Annotated in this window: 22 protein-coding genes; 19 read left to right on the plus strand and 3 right to left on the minus strand. The window is 41.8% G+C overall.

All coding sequences use genetic code 11. The annotated features are described in order from the left end of the window. Positions 1 to 13: 13 nt before the first annotated feature. From ED622_RS02580 to ED622_RS02590, 3 genes are read left to right on the plus strand one after another with little or no spacing between them, the layout of a single operon-like run. Positions 14 to 1,087 carry an efflux RND transporter periplasmic adaptor subunit gene (locus ED622_RS02580; RefSeq protein WP_122032396.1) on the plus strand — a complete coding sequence of 358 codons (1,074 nt, stop codon included), beginning with the start codon at positions 14 to 16 and terminating at the stop codon, positions 1,085 to 1,087. Then, positions 1,087 to 2,148 carry an efflux RND transporter periplasmic adaptor subunit gene (locus tag ED622_RS02585; RefSeq protein ID WP_122032397.1) on the plus strand — a complete coding sequence of 354 codons (1,062 nt, stop codon included), beginning with the start codon at positions 1,087 to 1,089 and terminating at the stop codon, positions 2,146 to 2,148. The genes ED622_RS02580 and ED622_RS02585 overlap by 1 nt, the downstream gene beginning before the upstream one ends. After that, a complete protein-coding gene (locus ED622_RS02590; protein WP_122032398.1) occupies positions 2,148 to 5,210 on the plus strand; it encodes an efflux RND transporter permease subunit in 3,063 nt (1,020 codons plus the stop codon). The genes ED622_RS02585 and ED622_RS02590 overlap by 1 nt, the downstream gene beginning before the upstream one ends. Positions 5,211 to 5,309: 99 nt before the next feature. Here the strand turns inward: ED622_RS02590 and ED622_RS02595 are convergent, their stop codons facing one another. The 3 genes from ED622_RS02595 to ED622_RS02605 are packed head-to-tail and all read right to left on the minus strand — an operon-like array spanning position 5,310 to position 7,139. Beyond that, a complete protein-coding gene (locus ED622_RS02595) occupies positions 5,310 to 5,759 on the minus strand; it encodes a pentapeptide repeat-containing protein (RefSeq protein ID WP_162922429.1) in 450 nt (149 codons plus the stop codon). A gap of 8 nt (positions 5,760 to 5,767) precedes the next feature. Continuing rightward, positions 5,768 to 6,163, minus strand: coding sequence for a metalloregulator ArsR/SmtB family transcription factor (locus tag ED622_RS02600; protein WP_122032400.1), 396 nt, complete (start codon positions 6,161 to 6,163; stop codon positions 5,768 to 5,770). Between the two features lie 55 nt (positions 6,164 to 6,218). After that, on the minus strand, positions 6,219 to 7,139 hold the full coding sequence (locus ED622_RS02605; protein ID WP_162922430.1) for a permease: 921 nt from the start codon (positions 7,137 to 7,139) through the stop codon (positions 6,219 to 6,221). Between the two features lie 229 nt (positions 7,140 to 7,368). Between ED622_RS02605 and ED622_RS02610 the strand changes: the two genes are divergently transcribed. From ED622_RS02610 to eutL, 16 genes are all read left to right on the plus strand, one after another. After that, the gene (locus tag ED622_RS02610; protein ID WP_045103503.1) at positions 7,369 to 7,782 is read left to right on the plus strand and encodes a VF530 family DNA-binding protein; all 414 of its coding nucleotides are present in this window, start codon (positions 7,369 to 7,371) and stop codon (positions 7,780 to 7,782) included. 348 nt (positions 7,783 to 8,130) lie between these two features. Then, positions 8,131 to 8,481: an ethanolamine utilization microcompartment protein EutS gene (eutS, locus tag ED622_RS02615; RefSeq protein WP_122032402.1), complete on the plus strand. Its 351-nt coding sequence runs from the start codon at positions 8,131 to 8,133 to the stop codon at positions 8,479 to 8,481. Between the two features lie 3 nt (positions 8,482 to 8,484). Beyond that, a complete protein-coding gene (locus ED622_RS02620) occupies positions 8,485 to 8,937 on the plus strand; it encodes a EutP/PduV family microcompartment system protein (RefSeq protein WP_122032403.1) in 453 nt (150 codons plus the stop codon). Between the two features lie 44 nt (positions 8,938 to 8,981). Continuing rightward, positions 8,982 to 9,680: an ethanolamine utilization acetate kinase EutQ gene (eutQ, locus tag ED622_RS02625; protein ID WP_122032404.1), complete on the plus strand. Its 699-nt coding sequence runs from the start codon at positions 8,982 to 8,984 to the stop codon at positions 9,678 to 9,680. Between the two features lie 2 nt (positions 9,681 to 9,682). Further along, a complete protein-coding gene (eutT, locus tag ED622_RS02630) occupies positions 9,683 to 10,531 on the plus strand; it encodes an ethanolamine utilization cob(I)yrinic acid a,c-diamide adenosyltransferase EutT (RefSeq protein WP_122032405.1) in 849 nt (282 codons plus the stop codon). Beyond that, complete coding sequence (gene pta, locus ED622_RS02635) at positions 10,528 to 11,499, plus strand: phosphate acetyltransferase (protein WP_122032406.1); 972 nt, start codon at positions 10,528 to 10,530, stop codon at positions 11,497 to 11,499. Before eutT ends, pta begins: the two co-directional genes overlap by 4 nt. Before the next feature lie 40 nt (positions 11,500 to 11,539). After that, complete coding sequence (gene eutM / locus ED622_RS02640) at positions 11,540 to 11,869, plus strand: ethanolamine utilization microcompartment protein EutM (protein WP_122032407.1); 330 nt, start codon at positions 11,540 to 11,542, stop codon at positions 11,867 to 11,869. A 23-nt stretch (positions 11,870 to 11,892) separates the two neighbouring features. Next, entirely contained in the window at positions 11,893 to 12,174 is a 282-nt protein-coding gene (eutM, locus tag ED622_RS02645) for an ethanolamine utilization microcompartment protein EutM (protein ID WP_122032408.1), read from the plus strand. A gap of 58 nt (positions 12,175 to 12,232) precedes the next feature. After that, positions 12,233 to 12,526: a EutN/CcmL family microcompartment protein gene (locus tag ED622_RS02650; RefSeq protein ID WP_122032409.1), complete on the plus strand. Its 294-nt coding sequence runs from the start codon at positions 12,233 to 12,235 to the stop codon at positions 12,524 to 12,526. A gap of 28 nt (positions 12,527 to 12,554) precedes the next feature. Further along, positions 12,555 to 13,973: an aldehyde dehydrogenase family protein gene (locus ED622_RS02655; protein ID WP_122032410.1), complete on the plus strand. Its 1,419-nt coding sequence runs from the start codon at positions 12,555 to 12,557 to the stop codon at positions 13,971 to 13,973. A 3-nt stretch (positions 13,974 to 13,976) separates the two neighbouring features. Continuing rightward, positions 13,977 to 14,816, plus strand: a complete 840-nt coding sequence (eutJ, locus tag ED622_RS02660) for an ethanolamine utilization protein EutJ (RefSeq protein ID WP_122032411.1) — start codon at positions 13,977 to 13,979, stop codon at positions 14,814 to 14,816. Further along, complete coding sequence (locus ED622_RS02665; RefSeq protein WP_122032412.1) at positions 14,817 to 16,058, plus strand: iron-containing alcohol dehydrogenase family protein; 1,242 nt, start codon at positions 14,817 to 14,819, stop codon at positions 16,056 to 16,058. It begins immediately after the preceding gene. Positions 16,059 to 16,060: 2 nt separating this feature from the next. After that, positions 16,061 to 17,491, plus strand: coding sequence for an ethanolamine ammonia-lyase reactivating factor EutA (locus ED622_RS02670; protein ID WP_122032413.1), 1,431 nt, complete (start codon positions 16,061 to 16,063; stop codon positions 17,489 to 17,491). A gap of 15 nt (positions 17,492 to 17,506) precedes the next feature. After that, positions 17,507 to 18,871: an ethanolamine ammonia-lyase subunit EutB gene (locus tag ED622_RS02675; protein ID WP_122032414.1), complete on the plus strand. Its 1,365-nt coding sequence runs from the start codon at positions 17,507 to 17,509 to the stop codon at positions 18,869 to 18,871. Between the two features lie 10 nt (positions 18,872 to 18,881). Further along, entirely contained in the window at positions 18,882 to 19,778 is an 897-nt protein-coding gene (gene eutC, locus ED622_RS02680) for an ethanolamine ammonia-lyase subunit EutC (RefSeq protein ID WP_122032415.1), read from the plus strand. A 12-nt stretch (positions 19,779 to 19,790) separates the two neighbouring features. Continuing rightward, positions 19,791 to 20,447 (plus strand): ethanolamine utilization microcompartment protein EutL, encoded by a 657-nt coding sequence (eutL, locus tag ED622_RS02685; protein ID WP_122032416.1) that lies wholly within the window; start codon positions 19,791 to 19,793, stop codon positions 20,445 to 20,447. The last annotated feature ends 14 nt before the right edge of the window (positions 20,448 to 20,461 follow it).

Here is a 20,461-nt window from a genome sequence, read left to right on the forward strand (position 1 = left end):
AGTGGAGATACTTGTGCGAAAACTAAATATAAAGCGCACATTCCTAGGTGCTGTAATGGCATTAAGTCTGTCAGGAATGCTAACTGGTTGTGAAAAAGCGATATCTGAAACAACAGATATGACAATTAAGCCTGTAAAACTATTGTCGGTAAAAGATCTCGCTGTTGCTGATTCTGATGCGTTTCTTGCGCGTATTGATGCGACATATCGAGCACAATTGTCATTTCAAGTAGGTGGTGAAGTCTCTGATATCAAAGTTAAAATGGGACAAGCGGTAACTAAAGGTGAATTATTGGCATCACTAGATCCAAACGATTTACAACTGGCATTGGATGCAGCGAAAGCACAGTTCTCACTAGCGAAGACACAATGGAGTCGCGCTAAAAGTTTGTACGGTAAGAAGCTTATTAGTACCAATGATTACGATCAGCGTGAGACGCAATATCAAGCGGCATTGGCAAATTACGAACAAGCAAAAACGGATTTAAGTTATACCGAAATTCATGCGCCGTTCTCTGGCATTATTTCGTATACCTACGTAAAACCACATCAAATTGTGGGTGAGAAACAAGAGATTTTAAATTTGATTGATAACTCAACATTGGATGTGTCGGTAACCTTACCTATTAGCTATGTAGATTCAGTTTCTATTCCGGCATTAATCAGCAGTGATATGTGGGTAACCATGGATAATGAGCCTAACAATCAAATTCAAGGTAGATTTAAAGAGATCTCAACGCAGCCTAATTTAGACACGAATAGTTATGAAGCGATTGTAACGATGGCTTTGCCAGAAGGGCGTAATTTATTAACGGGCATGACGGGACAAGTTCATATTCCAAAACAGAAAAGCTCTGATTATTTGCAACTTCCCCAAAGTGCGTGGGTAAATAAAAACACCAATCAAGGGCAAGTGTGGTTAATGAATGATGAAACAAATACGGTTACTAAAGCGACGTTACCGTTAAACGAGCAAGGGTTGGTGATATCTGGTTTAAATGCAAATGACTATGTTGTGATTGCCGGCGTTGATAGCCTTGTTGAAGGTCAAACAGTAAAAGCATGGCAACGTGAGGAAGGTATCTAATGAAGCGTTCATTATATTCATTATTGGTTCTGAGCCTTTTTATGTTAACGGGTTGCCAAGAAGAAGTAGTAACAGAAACCAGTGAGCCATTTTATATATCTGGCTTTACAGTTGGTACACCTGTGACCCAACAATTTCGCTCTTTTAAAGGCCAAGTGGTTCCTGCTGAGCAAACCCCTATTGCGTTTCGAGTAACAGGTGAGATCCAAGAGGTCTTAGTTAAAGCCGGAGATGTGGTTAAACAAGGCCAACTCATTGCAAAACTAGAAGATAGCAAGGTAAAACAAGCGGTTAATGATGCTAAAGCACAGTATTCGTTAGCGTCAAAACAGTACCAACGCGGTAAAGAATTGAATCGTCGCGCTATGATTTCAAAAGCGGAACTTGATGAGTTATTTGCGAATAGAGAACTGGCTCAAGCGACGTATCGTTCAGCAAAAAACCAATTAACTTATACTCATCTTGTTGCGCCATTTAGCGGCAAAGTGCTTGATGTTTATAAAGAGCAGTTTGAACGTGCAGCGGCAGGCGAGCCAATTCTGAATTTGTATCAAAACGATAAAGTGTACGTGCGTATTGATCTTGCAGATAACGTGTTAGCCATGATAAATCCTGAAACCAATCGAGACTCTTACCATCCGGTGACCACATTTGTAGGTTTATCCGATTCTTATTCTATGGAGTACTTAGAGCACACTAGTGAGCCAAATGCTCAAACTCAAACCTATGAGATGTACTTAACCATGCCTCAACCGAGTACTGAGATTTTGCCTGGTACCAGTGCCACTGTGAATGTGGACATGGTAGAAGCCGGGATCACCTCAATTGATGGCTACCATGTTCCAGTGACGGTATTGCAAGCGGGTCAAAAAGCAGGTCTGTTTTATGTGTGGATCATACGTGATGGGCAAGCGGTTAAAGTGCCAGTAACCATTCGCCAAATTAACGGTGAAGGGGCAATTGTGGCTTCTGGCATTACTCAAGGTGATGTTCTTGCCAACTCAAGTTTACGAAAATTACGTGAAGGTAAAAAGGTAACGTTAGTGGAGAATCAACAATAATGAACATTGCTGAATATTCAATAAAAAACAAAGTCATTAGCTGGCTATTCATTGTTATTTTAACCATTGGTGGTATCACCTCATTTTTAGATTTAGGCCGTTTAGAAGACCCAGCTTTTACGATTAAAGATGCGATGATCATCTCGACTTATCCGGGGGCTACCTCAAAAGAAGTTGAAGAAGAGTTAACGTACCCGTTAGAAAAAGCGATCCGTAAATTACCTTATATAGATAAAATCACATCGACGTCGTCTAATGGGATGTCGCAGATCATGGTGAGTATGAAGATGGATTACGGTCCAGATGAGTTGCCACAGATCTGGGATGAAATGCGTCGTAAAATTAATGATTTGAAACCAACTTTGCCTCAAGGGGTTCAATCTTTACAGATCATTGATGATTTTGGTGACGTGTTTGGTGTAATGATGATGCTGACGGGTGACGATTATAACTATGTAGAGTTAAAACGTTATGCCGATACATTAACGCGTGAATTAGAGTTGATTGATGGGGTAGGTAAAGTCTCTATCGCGGGCGATCAACAAGAAATGCTGTTTGTTGAAATATCACTCGATCGTTTAGCCGCACTGAACCTAGACATGAACACCGTGGCTGGCCTATTAAACCAACAAAATAACGTGGTTCAGGCGGGTGAAGTATTGGTGAATGGCGAGAGCTTAACCATTCGTCCAAGCGGTACGTTAACCACGATTGAATCGTTAGAAGACTTGATTATTCATGGTCGTGATACGGGTAATCTAATTCGTTTAAAAGACGTCGCAACCATTAGCCGTGGCACGCAAGAGAAACCAAGCAATGTGATCCGATTTAACGGGAAAGATGCGTTAAATATCGGTTTATCGTTCGCTTCTGGTGTAAACGTGGTTGAAGTTGGTCAACGTGTACAAGACGAATTAGCTTATCTAGAATCGATCAAACCTGCGGGACTTGAGCTGAGTTATTTCTATAACCAAGCGCAAGAAGTCGATACGTCAGTTCGTGATTTTATCATCAGCTTAGGTGAAGCGGTCGCGATTGTTATTGTGGTTCTACTGTTCGCTATGGGTATGCGAAGCGGCCTAATTATTGGTGTGGTGTTACTACTGACCGTATTCGGCACGTTTATCTTAATGAGCTACAACAACATTGACCTTCACCGTATCTCATTGGGTGCATTAATTATTGCGCTAGGGATGCTAGTAGATAATGCCATTGTAGTGGTTGAGGGGATTTTAGTTGGTCTTAAAAAAGGACGCACCAAGGTTCAAGCAGCAGCGGACATTGTAAAACAAACACAATGGCCTTTATTGGGCGCAACAGTAATAGCGATTGCCGCATTTGCTCCGATTGGTCTGTCTGAAGATGCTACTGGCGAGTTCATGGGCGACTTGTATTGGGTGTTGTGTTACTCACTGTTTTTAAGTTGGGTAACGGCTATTACAATCACCCCATTCTTAGCTGACTTGCTATTGAAAGAAGAAGATAAAAACACAGGTGAAGAAGAAGACGCTTACAAAGGGTTCTTATTTACTGCGTTTGGTTCATCTCTTAAGTTGGCTTTACGTTTCCGTTGGGTAACGGTTGTTTCGCTAGTGGGCTTACTTGTCGTTGCGGTAATGGCGTTTGGTAATGTGAAGCAGCAATTCTTCCCAGCATCAAATACGCCAATGTTTTACGTGGATATGTGGATGCCAGAAGGCACTGATATTCGTGAGACAATTAAGCAATCAGAAGCGGTTGAGAGCTACATTAATAAGCAAGACAATATTGAGTTTGTCTCAGCCTCGATTGGTCAAGGTATGCAGCGTTTTGCGCTAACTTACCAACCAGAAAAAAGCTATGAAGCGTATGCGCAATTTCAGATCAGAACCACAGATCGTGAATCAATGTTTAGCTTGTTAGAAAACTTAACCAACTCATTAGATAAGCGCTTTGAGAAGCCTACCTTCCAATTCAAAATGATGGAATTTGGCCCTTCTCCTGCATCTAAGATCGAAGTTCGTATTTCAGGGCCTGATCCTCAAATTCTGCGTGATTTAGCGACCGATGTTGAAGATATTCTTGCGACAGATTCAGGCTCAAGAAACATTCGACATGATTGGCGTGAACGTACTAAAGAGTTAACGCCTGAGTTTAATGAATCAAAAGCGCGTCGTTTAGGGATCTCAAAAGAAGATTTATCAAATACGCTGCAAATGGCATTTGGTGGTAATACATTAGGAATGCTGCGTGATGGCACACATACTCTACCAATTGTGGCGCGTTTGCCAGAAGTAGAGCGTGTGGATTTTGAATCACTGCAAAACGTGAAGATCTGGAGTCCATCACTACAAAGCTACATTCCAGTAGACCAAGTGATTGATGGTGTGAACCTAGATTGGAGTGAGCCTCTTATCCAGCGTCGCGATAGAAAACGCACCATTACGGTAATGGCCGATCACGATTTATTGAGTGATGATACACCTGCAAGTTTGTTAGCGCGTGTTCAACCAAAAGTGTTGGAAATGCCGTTACCTGAAGGGTATGAAATTACCTGGGGTGGCGAATATGAATCATCAAAAGATGCACAAGAGTCTCTATTTGGTTCGCTGCCAATGGGTTACTTGTTCATGTTTATCATCACAATGTTGCTATTTAACTCGTTTAAAAAGCCGTTAGTGATTTGGTTTACGGTTCCGCTTTCTATCATTGGTGTCGCGTTTGGTTTGTTAAGTACCAACATGCCGTTTAGCTTTACCGCGTTCTTAGGTTTATTAAGTTTAAGCGGTATGATTTTGAAAAACGGGATTGTCTTGCTTGATCAAATCAACATTGAATTGTCATCAGGTAAAGACCCGTACATTGCGATAGTGGACAGTGCGGTCAGTCGTGTGCGCCCTGTGAGTATGGCGGCGTTAACGACAATACTAGGGCTTATCCCATTATTGTTTGATGCCTTCTTTAGCTCAATGGCAATCACTATCATGGCGGGTTTAGGTTTTGCGACCATTCTGACCTTGATTGTAGTGCCAGTAATGTACGCGATTTTATTTAAGATTAAGCCAGCAGAACAAACGATTTAATTACTGCTATTTCAGATAACCTATCTGGCCAATCACTGTGTCGTATTATTCGCAGTGATTGGTTTTTTTGTTTAAGGCTTGCGCTTAATTCACTCTCTTTTAATGAAAAGCAAGACACTCCGATTTACTGGTTCCTCGTAATGCCATGATGGTGTTGCCTATTGCTGGTTTATTAAATGCATCGTCACTTAGAGTCGCATTATTAAAGTCAGCACGATAAACATCAGCGCGAGATAAATCGACATTCAACATTTGTGCATTACTGAAATCTGCATTACGTAAATCGGCGTCTCTAAAGCTTGCGTTGTTGAGGTCGGCTTCTTTAAATATCGCATAAGTAATATCAGCGTCACTCATATCTGAGCCACATAAGTTAGCGTTAGTGAAGTTAGTTCGAGTCAAATTTGCGCGATGTAGAACCACACCTTCAAGATTAAGATGACTTAAATCGGTATTGTTTAAAACAGCACGTTCGCCCCCTTGGTGTTGTAACCAAAGAGAGTGTTGTTGAAGAATATAATTAAGCTCGGTTTGAGTGAGCTTTTTCATTATTGTACCTACTCATTTAATTTTTTCTGCCATGTTTCAGTATCTGCCCCTAATACGCACTCACCATTTACTCGAAGTGATAATCGTAATACGCAACGTCTGGTCACTTCTTCAAATTCATCTTTTGGTAAAAAACGAACCGAATCGACCAGTGCTTTACAGTGAGGAGCTGCTTGTTCTTTTAAAGTATAAAATACCCATTTGCCTTTCTTTTGATGGTTAAGCAACCCTGCTCGATACAGCATTTTCAGATTACGAGAAACGTTGTATTGAGTGTCACCAATGATATCTAGCGCTTCAGCGACTGCGATACATTCATCGACATGAAGGAATAACCAAAATAAACGTAACCTATTTGGTTCCGATAATGCCTTTAACGCATCGATATATTTTTCATCCATTATGATTACTGCCTTTTATGTTAATCATTGCGCCACTGATATTAGTGGCGCGATGTGTTTATATTACGTATTGGAAGATGGCACCACCGACAATCGCGGTAGTTAATACTATCCCCACAAAAGCGATGACCGCTTTTCTTTTTAGAACTGCTGATACTAGCGCAATTTCAGGCAAACTGGCACCAGTACCGCCAATAATTAATGCTAATGCAGCACCAAGTCCCATTCCTTTAGCAATCAATACATTAAGTAAAGGAATTGCCATTTCAATACGTAAGTAAAGTGGAATACCAATCAGTGAAGCAATAACGATTGATTGGAATCCGTCACCACCAACATATTTCTCGACTAAGTCAGCTGGCAGGTATGCTGCCGAGAACCCACTAATGGCTGCACCCAGTAGAACGTATGGAATGATTCTTTTAAATAAAGAAAATGCGCCATCCATTGCGTTTCGTATTCTTGATTTTGAAGACGGCGCAGCACCGCAAGTGTTGGGTTTATTTCCACTGCATCCTTTAGCTTTAGTATCTTCTAATTCATCTCCACGTTTAATCTCATTTCTCCAAGGAGATCTAGAAATTAAGAAGCCACCAAGAACAGCGGCAGTGAATGTGATCAAAAAGTAAACGACAGTGATCTTAAAACCAAATGCCGCATAAATCATCGCTAATACAATGAAATTACACAGTGGGGCTGAAATGATGAAGCTCATTACGGTACCAAGTGAGGCTCCCATTGATGCCATCGCCATTGTGACCGGCACAACAGCGGCACTGCAAAATGGTGTCAACATGCCGAACAAGGCGCCTAATAGGCTTCCCCATTTATCATGTTTAGTTAACGTTTTCTGAAGCTTATCTTGAGGTATATATTCGCGCATTAAGCCTGTTAATACTGACACAATAGCAATAATAACGACTAAGCCTTTAGCAACATAAAAGAACTCGTTTAAAGCAATAGCTAGTTTCGCATCCAAAATTTGAATCTCTAATAAGTGAAAGAAATGCAAATATAAGCACATATGTGCATTTGTGCAAGTATTTTATTTTTAAAAAATGGATAGGTAATACACGTGTCGATTTGTTTTCATGTGTTAATACTATATTTTGAGTGATAACCCTGTATAATCCGCCGCCTATTTACTGGTAATATTATTGTCTCTCTAAGACAATCATTCACGCGTTAGTTAAACTTAGGAATTCGTTATGACTGAAGAAGAAAGAATTGAACTGCAACAGAACAACCCATTACACGGTCTTAAGTTAGAAATTTTACTGCAAGAGTTGGTTGATCATTACGGATGGGAAATTCTAGATACCGCAATGCGTTTAAACTGCTTTAACACAAACCCGTCAATGGCGAGTAGTGTTAAATATCTAAAGAAAACACAGTGGGCAAGAGAGAAGGTTGAAAACTTCTATTTGTACCGTTTTAAACGTATGCCTAAAGCGTCTGATCTTGAATATCAAATGCCTCCACGTTCACGCACATTCGCTCATGGTCTTGAGCCTCGTGAACCAATGGAATTGACCGTTGAATCGATTCTGCTTTCTCAAGCTAAATCAGCGTCAGCGCACCAAGCCCGTTCTCAAAACCGTGGCGGTAATTATCGTCGATAAATATTAATATAATTTACTAACAAAAATAATTATATTGATTAACATATAAAAAGCCAAATAAGATTTATTTCTTATTTGGCTTTTTTTTTAATAATTATTTTATAATTGATAGTGTGTTTAAAATATGTTTATTTTCAATTTAAATTAAGTCTGATGTTAACTTAATTTGTTTATTACTAATTAGCGATGACAAATTTAATATATTTTAGAAAAATATATTAAATAATAATTTGTGATTAAGATCATAAGTAATAAATAATAATAATAATAATGAACTATGCTGGATTGCCTACTTAATACTTTAGGAGTAGATTTGAGTGAAATTCAGTTTATAAATTATTCTCTTATATGCTTGATCTTACATCTGGAAAAGAAAGAATTATTCAAGAGTTTGTGCCTGGTAAGCAGGTGACTTTAGCGCATCTGATTGCAAATCCAACGGAAGAACTGTGTGAAAGAGTTGGAGTAGAGAGTCAAGGTGCTATTGGCATATTGACGCTAACTCCGGGAGAAACATCGATAATTGCTGGTGATATCGCAACAAAATCGGCTAACGTTCATATTGGGTTCCTTGATAGATTCTCCGGTGCATTGGTAATAACGGGATCTGTCGCAGCGGTTGAGGAATCGCTGAAGTCGGTATGCGATGTATTAAATAGAACCTTGTCTTACAATGCTTGCCAAATAACAAGAACCTAATCTATGAAAAAAAACTTAGATAATGTTGTTTTTATTGGAGAGGTAGATGCAGGTAAATCTGCTCTGGTTGATAAGCTAGTCAATATTGATATTAATACTGGTAAAACACAAGCGCCTATATTTTATCCAGGGAAAGTGATTGATACTCCTGGTGAGTTCATTGATAAAAGATCTTTAAATGGTGCATTGCTTACAACCGTCTGCAATATAAAAACTATTGTCCTATTACAACCTGCGAATGGAAAAAGGTTTGCTCCGCCAAGTGGGTTGTTAAATGTTTATCCAAATAAAAACATTATAGGCGTAATTAGTAAAATTGATGAATCTGACGCAGATATAGAACACGCAAAAAAATTATTTAAACAAAATAGAATTCCAGAGCCTTATTTTGAAGTCTCTATTTTTGAGCAAGATTCGATAGATAAGCTTTCTCACTATTTATTATCACTTCAGTAGTGTTGCTGAAGTGGTGTTGTGAAAACGGATAAGGAAGTGACGTTATGAAACAGCTAATTTCTGCTGCGGATATTCGACAAGCAAAGTCTGATAAAAAGACTTACCTTGTGGCACCTATTAAAGATTTTATTATTACCCCAGAAGCTCGTGAAGTGGCAAAAGTTGAAGGCATAGAGTTGTTAGATTCAGTGCCAGTTGTGGTTGAAACTGTTGTGCCTGAATCTAAATGCAAAGCATCAGAATCAACATGTTTGAAGGATCAAACTTCACGAATTCAGGCTGAAATTGAATCACAATTACCTCATGTAGATGCTGAAAAAAGTGCGCATATTCAGCAATTAATCACAGCTGCAATGGTTGATTTTAACCAACAACTACCAGCATCTCCTCGTCAAATTAATGATGATGGCATTGTTTTGATCCACGGTAATGCGGTGAAACTCGATGTATTTGACGGTGCTCCGGGTAAAAATATTGGCTTAACTGATGTGATTGGTGCTAAAGAAGGCAGCAACATGGGAGTGGGCTACATGGGATGGGAGAATGCATTTTTCCCTTGGACATTAAATTATGATGAAGTGAATGTGGTTCTTGAAGGTGAACTTCATGTGAAAACGGCATCAGGGACAACCATTGCGAAACCGGGTGAAATCATCTTTATCCCTAAAAACAGCACTGTCGAGTTTGGTACGCCAACCCATGTACGTTACGTTTATATCACTTACCCTGTTGAGTGGGCATAAGTATGAGCACGCGCAGTATACCTAACTTTATTACTGAAGATTATCTCAAGCAGTATTTTGGTATGCGACAAAATGGTGAAATTCAGCTAGAAATTGGCACCCGTTTTACCCCTGCCGCTCAGCAAATGCTGACAGAGAAAAAAATAACGGTACGTTGGCACGATGACAAAGGCCAAGTCTTTGTAGAAACAGAATCTGTTGATCCCGTGACGCCAAAATTTGAACGTGTGCACCCACTGAAAAGCAACAATGTTCGTCCTGAAAATAGCTGTATGTTATGCCATTCAAGTGTCGATGAGAAACCGTCATTAATGACACATCTTGACGACAGAGTACTTGTGCCTAAAACGCATCCTCGTATTTTATTACGAGGCAAGTTAGACAGCTGTATTAGCTATTGTGTTGTTGTGCAATGTGCAATGAATAAACAACCTGAAATAGTAAAATGTTTCATGGCAGATATTCGTTCGTATTTAGGGCAAATTTTACAATCAGAAGTCACTAGCCAACCCTTACCTGAACTTAATTTGGGTGAGTTTGATTCTACCGTTATTCATCAATGGTCACATAATCCATTAATGCATCTTGGTCATGATCATATGCTACCTGATGCAAATTATGGAACATTAGTGGCAGAGCTGAATTATTTACGTGCACAAATTCGTGAATTGGAACTGACAGCGATAACGACGTTTCTTGATCCTAGCATGCAACTCACAAGCAATGGCGTAAATCGTGAAGACATTATCGCAGGTCTCAATCGTCTTTCTAGCGCCGTGTACGTGGTAATGATTTTGGTATGGCAGTACCAGAACGGGCATGAGATCGTATTGAAAGGTATTTCAAAATGACGTTATTGGATAAGTGCCGAGAAGCTTGCTTAAAACAGCCAAAGCGCATTGTTTTTCCTGATTGTAATGACGTTCGTTTGCTGCATGCGGCGAATGATTTAAAACGCGCAGGTTTAGCGGAACCTATTTTATTGGGTAGTCCGCATCTACTGCGTGATTACGCTCATAACAGCGGTGTTGCGATGCCATGTTTAACTGTGTTGTCACCAGAATTTGCAGGCTGTTTTGATGAAATGGTCGCACGTTATATAGCAAAACAACGTAAACCAATGGAGAGAGAGACCGCCATTGACTTGCTTAAACAGCCATTGAATTTTGCCATGATGATGGTGGACCAAGGGTATGCGGATATTTGTATTGCGGGTAATCAATCCTCAACAGGAGATGTGATTAGAGCCTCTTTACGTGGTGTTGGTATTGCTGAACAAAGTAACACGGTATCGAGCTTTTTTATCATGCTGTCACCGGATGGTCAAAATACGTTTGCTTTTTCAGATGCGGGAGTGATCCCACTTCCTACAGCAGAACAATTGGCTGATATCGCTATAGACACCGCGCGTAATTATCACCGTTTAACCGGTATTGAACCCCGTGTTGCCATGTTGTCTTTTTCAACCAAAGGCAGTGCGCAGCATGCCACCATTAATCACGTTATTGAAGCCACGAACATAGTGCGAGAGCGTGAGCCAAATTTGATCATTGAAGGTGAAGTGCAATTTGATGCAGCAATAGTTCCTGCCATTGCTTCTCAAAAAATGCCGGGAAGTAAATTAGAAGGTAGCGCAAATGTGTTTATTTTCCCATCGTTAAATGCGGGAAATATCGCCTACAAAGTAGCTCAGCGTTTAGGTGGTTACATTGCATTAGGCCCAATGCTACAGGGGCTTGCTGGTTCGGTTCATGATTTATCAAGAGGGTGCAGCGCTGACGATATCGTTGATATCTCACTACTTGCCTCTAATCTTTAATGTTAAGTAATTAAATGACTGATATTTAAAAGGAAATAAAATGGAAGCTCTAGGTATTATTGAAACAAAAGGTCTTACAGCATTGATTGAAGCATCAGATGCGATGGTAAAAGCGGCACGTGTTGAGTTAGTTGGCTACAAACAAATTGGTTCTGGCATTGTGTCGGCAATTGTTCGTGGTGACGTAGCCGCATGTAAAGCAGCAACCGATGCAGGTGCAGCAGCAGCGCAACGTTTAGGTGAAGTGGTAGCAGTACACGTTATCCCTCGTCCACACAGTGATTTAGAAGCGATTTTCCCTATTAAACTAGAAGAAATCGCCTCAGAAAAAGAAACAACCGCGGCTAAATCGGCTCGCAATACAAAATAGATATTTTAGAGAAGGGTAGAAAAATGGATGCATTAGGTATTTTAGAAACCAAAGGGTTAACGGCGTTAATTGAAGCGTCAGATGCCATGGTGAAAGCTGCTCGTGTTGAATTGGTGGGTTACCAACAAATTGGCTCGGGTTATGTCGTTGCCCTTATTCGTGGTGATGTTGCGTCATGTAAAGCCGCAACGGATGCGGGTTCTGTGGTTGCTCAGCGTTTAGGTGAGTTGGTTGCGGTACATGTTATTCCTCGTCCATCAAAAGATTTAGAAAAAGTATTCCCTATTACCCCTAAATCAAAGTAATGGCTTGCCCTTAGATTCATGGTGGATCTAGGGGGATACCTTTTAGTAAGGAGATCTCATGAGAATTGCTCGTGTTATCGGTCATGTGATTGCAACCGTACGCAGTCGAAATATGCAAATGGATAAGTTGTGTTTAGTTGAGTTTGTTAACCCTCAAGGTAAGGCCACAGGTGAAGTTCATATTGCGATGGATCAGCTCGGTGCTGGTGAAGGCGAATGGGTAATGGTGGTGTCTGGTAGCTCAGCAAGAACAGCTTATTCTGGCTCGAATGATGGGTCTCCAGTTGATCTTTGTGTTGTTGGTATTATTGATGAAGTTACCGCAGGCGGCGAGCGTTGTTACGGAAAGTAACTCTAGCAAGAGCGGTGGAGTAGTGAACATGGATCCAAAACAAATTGAAGAAATCGTAAAGCAGATTGTATTACAGCTGAATGGTAATACTCACACTGCTTTGGATCAGAAAATCAACACGGAAAAAGGGAATTACGGCGTATTCCCAACCTTAGACGGTGCCGTTGCTGCAGCAACAAAAGCTCAAAAACAGATCAGAAGCGTTGCGTTGCGTGATGAAATGATCACTGCCATTCGTCGTATGGCGAAAAAATACGCACAAGAGCTGTCGGAAATGGCAGTGGAAGAAACGGGATTCGGTCGTGTTGAAGACAAAATTAAAAAACATATCTTAGTTTCTCAGCGTACGCCGGGTACTGAGATTTTGTCGCCTCAAGCTGCTTCGGGTGATATGGGGATGAGCTTGATGGAAAATGCCCCTTGGGGGGTGATTGCCTCAGTGACCCCAAGTACTAACCCAAGCTGTACAGTTATTAATAACGCGATCAGTATGATTGCGGGTGGAAATGCGATTGTGTTTGCACCGCACCCCGCAGCCAAAAAAGTATCTCAATATGCGATTCAATTAGTCAATAGAGCTTGTGAGAGTGTTGGTGGCCCTAATGCTATTTGTACCACAGTAGAAACACCATCACTGGAAAACGCAGAAGCCCTATTTGTTTACCCTGGTATACATTTGTTGGTAGTTACTGGTGGCGATGCTGTGGTTGAGGCGGCTCGCCGGGTTACTGATAAGCGATTAATTGCCGCTGGTCCGGGAAATCCACCAGTAGTAGTTGATGAAACAGCAGACATTGAACGTGCGGCAGTTTCTATCGTTCAAGGTGCCTCGTTTGATAACAACATTGTGTGTGCAACAGAAAAAGAAATCATTGCCGTTGACGTGATTGCTGATGATTTAAAAGCAGCAATGTGTCGAAATGGTGCGTATTTATTGAGCCTAGATGAAGCCGAAGCCATCGCTAAAGTGGTGCTAAAAGGTTACCCAGGCGATAAGCCATCAGCCAACCCACAATGGGTAGGTCGTGATGCGTCTAAGTTGGCAGCCGCTGCCGGTATTGAGGTGCCAGAAGAGACCCGTTTGTTGATTTTTGAAGCTGAGAAATCTCACGTATTTGCAGTGACAGAGCAAATGATGCCTATCTTACCGTTAATCCGTGCTGCAAATGCGGATCAAGCAATTGATTGGGCGGTTGAGTTAGAGAACAAAAATCGTCATACCGCAGCAATTCACTCTAAAAACATCGATGTGTTAACACGCATGGCATATGAAATGGATTGTAGTTTATTAGCGAAAAACGGTCCTGCTATTGCTGCGATTGGTGCTGGTGGCGAAGGTTGGACAACTATGACTATCTCGACCCCAACAGGTGAAGGCGTAACTAATGCGCTGACCTTTACCCGTAAACGTCGTTGTACCGCAGTAAATTCATTTAGGATTGTATAAACCATGAAGACGGATTATCTAGCTAAAGCTAATGAAAACCTATTGATCATTGATGATATCGTGAATGACGAAACGCCATTTATCGCTCCAGAAACGATCTTTATTGGCGTTGATTTAGGCACAGCAGACATTCAAACCGTCGTCATTAATGATCAAGGGACGCCAATTGCGGCGTTCCTAGATTGGGCGGATGTCGTAAGAGATGGCGTGGTCGTCGATTACGCAGGTGCGTGTCATATTGTGCGCAGTCAACTAAACAAAGTTCAACAGAAGTTAGGCATTGAACCAAAAGAGGTGATTACCTCTTATCCTCCGGGAACCGATCCTAGAATTTCAATCAATGTAGTGGAATCTTCAGGTGTCGTAGTAAGTCATGTAATTGATGAACCTTGCAGCGTAGCGGCACTTCTTCATATTAAAAATGGAGCAGTCGTTGACGTAGGAGGAGGCACAACAGGGACGGCCATTATTGAAAATGGTGAGCTTCAATTATCTTTAGATGAACCGTCAGGCGGTCGTCACGTAAGCTTAACGATTGCAGGTGGTTTAGGGGTTGATATGGAAGAAGCTGAGGTATGCAAACGCCGCAGCCATGAAGATCCAATGATAGCTGCAATGGTGAGACCTGTGATTGAAAAAATGTCAGACATTGTGGCAGGTCACATTGAAAACCATCAACCTGAAGCGATTTATCTGACGGGCGGTGGCACCTTAATAAAAGGGTTTTCTGATATTTTCAAACACACCTTTCCAACCATTGAAATTATTGAATTGTCTCGTGCCTTGTACTTAACGCCGTTAGCGATAGCAAGTTACGGACTGACCTTGCAAGAAGAGGCATAAATGATGACAACGCTCACTCCAAATACGATCGCAACCATAGTGACTCAAACGTTACAGCAATGCCATTTTACTACGGGTTTCACTTTTCGCTCTCCAGCGATCACCGTAACTGGACCGTATTGTATTAACCAACTTGGTTCGGCATTGAATGAACTTGGGGCGAAGCATGTTTTATTGGTTGCCGACAAAATGGTGTGGCAATTAGGGTTAACCGCAAGCTGTGAAATTGCCATTCGATTAGCGGGGCTAACGTTAACCTTATTTACGGATATTCAAGGCGAACCAGACAGCGAGTTGGTCGCTAAAGGTATCGGAATCTTAAATGAAAGTGGTGCTGATTTTGTTTTAGGTTTAGGTGGTGGTTCAGCGTTAGACACCGCAAAAGCGATTGCTGTGTTGGGCGATTATAACGGCGCATTGACTGAGTTTAAGGTAGGTGGTTTGGCTTCTCGTCATGTGGGGTTAGGTGCCATTCCTACCACTGCAGGTACTGGTTCAGAAGCCACCGATATTACCGTTATTAAAGACGTGATTAACAACATTAAAGTGCCAATCAAGGGGCCAGCATTAGTGCCAGATCTAGCCTTGCTTGATCCTGCATTAATGCTAGGTGTGCCTTCTCACATCACAGCAGCAACAGGGATAGATACTTTAACGCACGCCATTGAAGCCTATACCTCAAGACATTCTAATCCATTAGCTCAGGCTTATGCATACCACTCGATTGAGATGGTAGTAAAAGCGCTACCTACTGCGGTTGGGTGTGGCGACGATATGGATATGCGCTTAAGCATGGCGATTGCCGCTTATAAAGCAGGTTTATCATTCAGTAATGCTGGGCTTGGGTTAGTTCACGCAATTTCTCATCAAGTTGGGGCGTTTTATCATATCCCTCATGGTGTGGCGAATGCCATTTTACTGCCTTATGTGATGGTGTTTAACCGTTTATGTTGTGAAAACACCTACGCTGAAATTGCAAAAGCATTAGGGGTTGATCGCGACATGATGACACCAAGAGAGCGTTGTCAGGCAGCCATTCTAAAAGTAAGACAATTGATCTCGGATTTAGGGCTACCAAGCTCATTAGCTGAGTTTAATGTTAACCCAAGTGATTTTAGTGTTATTGCAGAACAAGCCATGTCAGACATTTGTTTAGCGGGAACGCCTCGCCAAGTAAATGCAACTCAAATTGTAACGTTACTTGAACAAGCATTAGTGGGTGACTTGAGAATGGAAGATTAATCATGGAAAGAAAAATCATTCACAGCGTAGGTATTGATATTGGCACCACGACAACACAAGTTATTTTTTCTACCCTGACAGTGGTTAACCGAGCACCTGCGTCACAAGTGCCTATGTATGAGTTTATTGACCGTGAAATTAGCTACCAAAGCCCAGTGTCATTTACTCCAATTGCGCACGATGGCGTGATAGACGTAGTGGCACTGCGCCAGTTTATTGATCAGCAAATTGAACAGGCAGGATTTGATGCGAAAGGGGTTGAAACGGGGGCTATCATCATCACAGGTGAAACCGCAAAAGCCCATAACGCACGTGATGCCATTATGGATTTATCACATCAATTAGGTGATTTTGTGGTCGCTACCGCAGGTCCTAATCTAGAGTCGATCATTGCGGGTAGAGGGAGCGGCGCTCAAGAATTTTCAGAAAAAAATCATGCGAAAGTAGTCAACATTGATATTGGTGGTGGAACATCAAATTATGTGGTGTTTAACAACGGAAAAGTAGTGGATACCGCGTGCTTAAACATTGGTGGGCGCTTGGTTGAGCTGAATGCACAAGGCGAAGTAAGTTACTTACATAAGCCTGCCATTGCCGTTATTAATGATTTATTTGGTGAAGCGTTAAACCCAAGACAGATCAGTCGTGATCACTTATTACGTATTGTGGCACGCATGGCCGATTTAATTATCGAGCAAATGAATGGCAAGTTAACGGAGTTATCCGCGCGCTTATTACAAACACCAGAACTAAAAGATATTACCGATATTGATGCCGTGTTTATTAGCGGTGGCGTCGGTGATTGTTTCTATCTTCAACAACAAGAAGAACAAGATATTACGGAATTTGGTGATATTGGGCCATTGCTGGCTCGTGCGTTATTACGCCATCAAGAATTAGAAAAATTCACGATAAAAAAACCAAATCAAACGGTCAGAGCCACAGTGATTGGAGCGGGTGCTTATTCATTAACGCTCTCTGGCTCAACGATTTGGTTGAACTCAGATGAATTGCCTTTAAAGAACATTCCTGTAGTGCATCCATCGGTTGATTGGCAACAAGTTACGCCTGAGATCTGTAATGAAATTGTTCTTGCTGCAGAAAGAATGGATCTGGCGTTATCACATGACCATTACGCCATCTCTTTTGACGAAACCATGCCCATAACTTATCAAGCAGTGCAGCATGTCGCCCGAGAATTAGCGGCATTTTATGACAAGCATGGTAATCACCATACGATGTTTTTAGTGATCCTGCATAACGATATTGGTAAAGCGGTAGGCATGGAATTACAGCCTTTATTAGCAACAAATGCGTTAAGTGTTATTGACGAGGTAGCCACTCACGAAGGGGATTACATCGACATTGGTAAAAGTTATTTCGGTGGGGAGATTGTACCGTTAACCGTTAAATCTCTTGCCTTTCCATCTTAATTAGGAAGTATTTTTATGAAATTGAAAACGAACCTGTTTGGTCAAAGCTATCAATTTAGGGATGTAAAAGATGTGTTAGCAAAAGCATCAGAACTTCGATCAGGTGATGTATTGGCAGGGGTTGCAGCAGAGACAGCCCAAGAGCGTATTGCTGCAAAACATGTATTATCTGAAATGACACTTAACGACTTACGTGAAAACCCAGTCGTGAGTTACGAATCAGACATTATTACGCGTATTAACCAAGACAGCTTGAACCGCTCTGTTTTTGAAAGCATTAAAAACTGGACGGTGAGTGAACTGCGTGAATACGTATTGTCTGATGATCCAACCAAAGAAGATTACCAACGCCTACGTAAAGGCTTAACCGCAGAAATGGTGTCGGCAACGGCTAAATTAAGCTCAAACAGTGATCTTATGTATGGTGGTAAAAAACTTAACGTAGTCACAAAAGCGAATGCAACGGTAGGCCTTCCGGGTCGCTTTAGCTGCCGTCTACAACCAAACGACACGCGTGATAATGTGGGTTCTATTTTAGCGCAAACGTATGAAGGGCTGTCTTTTGGTTGTGGTGATGCGGTTATTGGTATTAACCCAGTGACCGACAGCGTTGAAAACACCACTCAAATGTTGAATTCGATTCAAGAAGTGATCACCAAGTTTGATATCCCTACGCAGCCCTGTGTATTAGCGCACATTACGACCCAAATGGAAGCGGTACGTAAAGGCGCACCTGCGGGTCTGTTATTCCAAAGTATTGCAGGCTCAGAGAAAGGGCTTAATGAGTTCGGTGTTACGGTAGATATGCTGGATGAAGCATATGAAATAGGTAAGCAATACAGCAAGTTAGCCGGCGATAATATGATGTATTTTGAAACGGGGCAAGGCTCTGCGTTATCAGCAAATGCACACAACGGCGCTGACCAAATGACCATGGAAGCCCGCTGTTACGCATTGGCTCAACGTTATAATCCACACTTGGTGAACACCGTTGTTGGCTTTATCGGTCCTGAGTATCTATACAACCATCAACAGATCATTCGTGCAGGGTTAGAAGATCATTTCATGGGGAAATTATCAGGCATGCCAATGGGGTGTGATGCCTGTTACACCAACCATGCAGATACTGACCAAAACTCAAATGAAAACCTATTGGTATTGTTAGCGGCATCCGGCGTGAACTTCGTGATAGGCATGCCATTGGGTGATGACATTATGCTGAATTATCAAACAACGGCATTTCATGACACCGCAACGGCTCGTCAGCTATTGAACTTACGCCCAGCGCCAGAGTTTGAAGCGTGGATGGAAACCATGGGATTAATGGAAAATGGTCGCTTAACATCGAAAGCGGGCGACCCGTCAATTTTCTTTAAGTAAGGAATAGGTAATGAACGATCAAAATATTCAAAACATTGTAGCGACGGTATTAGCTCAACTTGGTGAAACGAATATACAGTCTTCCACTATTACTAAAATTGTTGACGATTCTGTTAATGCGATTCAATCCCCATCAATGGATGAGGGTTCGTTGCCAGACCTTGGTGAAGTTCGTTTTAAAAAATGGAATGGAGTGCAAAACGCTGCAGATCCAAAAATCATTGACGATCTAATGAGCCAAACGAACGCCCGAATGGGGACTGGTCGTGCAGGCCCTCGCCCTCGTACTGTGGCGTTATTGCGATTTTTGGCGGATCACTCTCGCTCAAAAGACACGGTAATCAAAAACGTGGAATCTTCGTGGTTAGAAGAGCGCGGTTTGATGGAAGTGCAAACATGCGCAATAGATAAAGACCAATATCTAACACGCCCAGATCTTGGTCGTAAGTTAAATGATGAAGCAAAATTAATCATAAAAGATAAATGTAAACAAGCGCCTCAAGTGCAAGTGGTCCTATCGGATGGATTGAGCCTAGATGCGGTGACCAGTAATCACGGTGAAATTCTTCCTGCGTTACTAAATGGTCTTAAAAATGCGGGGTTAGATGTAGGTACGCCTTTCTTCCTGCGTTATGGCCGAGTAAAAGCGCAAGATGAAATTGGTATGTTATTGAATGCACAAGTGAACATTCTATTGATTGGTGAACGTCCGGGGCTTGGTCAATCAGAGTCACTTAGTTGTTACGCCATTTATAATCCAACAGAAAATACAGTGGAATCCGATCGTACTGTGATTTCAAACATTCACGCCGGCGGTACACCACCAGTGGAAGCGGCAGCAGTGATTGTTGACCTAGTAAAAGATATGTTGGCGAAGAAAGCCAGCGGCATTAATTTAAAGCGTTAGCAGGAGAGTAACATGGCTATTTATGACAAGATCCAACCCGCTGTTTTAGCAACTCGCGTTATTGCTTCTGTTGACCCAGTATACAAAGAAAAATTGGGGCTAGCAGCACACCATAACAGCATTGGTTTAATCACGGCTGATTGTGATGATGTGACATATTGTGCGTTAGATGAAGCGACAAAAGCGGCCAATGTCGATGTGGTTTACGCCAAATCTTTCTATGCGGGTGCTGCGCACTCTTCAGGTCCAACATCGGGTGAAGTGATTGGCATTATTGCTGCCACCAACCCTGCAGATGTGATTGCTGGGCTTGAGCGAATCAAAGCCTTCATTGAATTTGAAGCGGGCTTTCAATGTGCAAGTGAAGACGGCGATATTGCGTATTTTGCTCATCTTGTGTCATCGACTGGAACTTTCCTATCTCAAGAAGCGGGCGTTGAAAAGGGCGAAGCGCTGGCGTACTTAATTGCGCCGCCGCTTGAAGCCATGGTGGGGCTAGATGCCGCATTAAAAGCGGCTGATGTGAAACTGGTGAATCTATTTGCTCCACCTTCTGAAACTAACTTTGGTGGTGGTCATTTAACGGGTTCTCAAGCAGCGTGTCGTGCGGCTTGTGAAGCGTTTGAAGCAGCAGTGATTGATGTTGCTTGTAACCCAATTTCTAACTGAGTGTAGGAGTAGTC

This window comes from Aliivibrio sp. EL58, assembly GCF_900312675.1.
Lineage (GTDB): Bacteria > Pseudomonadota > Gammaproteobacteria > Enterobacterales > Vibrionaceae > Aliivibrio.

Coding starts and splice junctions, on each gene's coding strand:
- ED622_RS02585 (WP_122032397.1), top strand. CDS start 1,087: ATGAAGCGTTCATTATATTCATTATTGGTTCTGAGCCTTTTTATGTTA.
- ED622_RS02590 (WP_122032398.1), top strand. CDS start 2,148: ATGAACATTGCTGAATATTCAATAAAAAACAAAGTCATTAGCTGGCTA.
- ED622_RS02595 (WP_162922429.1), bottom strand. CDS start 5,759: ATGAAAAAGCTCACTCAAACCGAGCTTAATTATATTCTTCAACAACAC.
- ED622_RS02610 (WP_045103503.1), top strand. CDS start 7,369: ATGACTGAAGAAGAAAGAATTGAACTGCAACAGAACAACCCATTACAC.
- eutS (WP_122032402.1), top strand. CDS start 8,131: ATGCTTGATCTTACATCTGGAAAAGAAAGAATTATTCAAGAGTTTGTG.
- ED622_RS02620 (WP_122032403.1), top strand. CDS start 8,485: ATGAAAAAAAACTTAGATAATGTTGTTTTTATTGGAGAGGTAGATGCA.
- eutQ (WP_122032404.1), top strand. CDS start 8,982: ATGAAACAGCTAATTTCTGCTGCGGATATTCGACAAGCAAAGTCTGAT.
- eutT (WP_122032405.1), top strand. CDS start 9,683: ATGAGCACGCGCAGTATACCTAACTTTATTACTGAAGATTATCTCAAG.
- pta (WP_122032406.1), top strand. CDS start 10,528: ATGACGTTATTGGATAAGTGCCGAGAAGCTTGCTTAAAACAGCCAAAG.
- eutM (WP_122032407.1), top strand. CDS start 11,540: ATGGAAGCTCTAGGTATTATTGAAACAAAAGGTCTTACAGCATTGATT.
- eutM (WP_122032408.1), top strand. CDS start 11,893: ATGGATGCATTAGGTATTTTAGAAACCAAAGGGTTAACGGCGTTAATT.
- ED622_RS02650 (WP_122032409.1), top strand. CDS start 12,233: ATGAGAATTGCTCGTGTTATCGGTCATGTGATTGCAACCGTACGCAGT.
- ED622_RS02655 (WP_122032410.1), top strand. CDS start 12,555: ATGGATCCAAAACAAATTGAAGAAATCGTAAAGCAGATTGTATTACAG.
- eutJ (WP_122032411.1), top strand. CDS start 13,977: ATGAAGACGGATTATCTAGCTAAAGCTAATGAAAACCTATTGATCATT.
- ED622_RS02665 (WP_122032412.1), top strand. CDS start 14,817: ATGATGACAACGCTCACTCCAAATACGATCGCAACCATAGTGACTCAA.
- ED622_RS02670 (WP_122032413.1), top strand. CDS start 16,061: ATGGAAAGAAAAATCATTCACAGCGTAGGTATTGATATTGGCACCACG.
- ED622_RS02675 (WP_122032414.1), top strand. CDS start 17,507: ATGAAATTGAAAACGAACCTGTTTGGTCAAAGCTATCAATTTAGGGAT.
- eutC (WP_122032415.1), top strand. CDS start 18,882: ATGAACGATCAAAATATTCAAAACATTGTAGCGACGGTATTAGCTCAA.
- eutL (WP_122032416.1), top strand. CDS start 19,791: ATGGCTATTTATGACAAGATCCAACCCGCTGTTTTAGCAACTCGCGTT.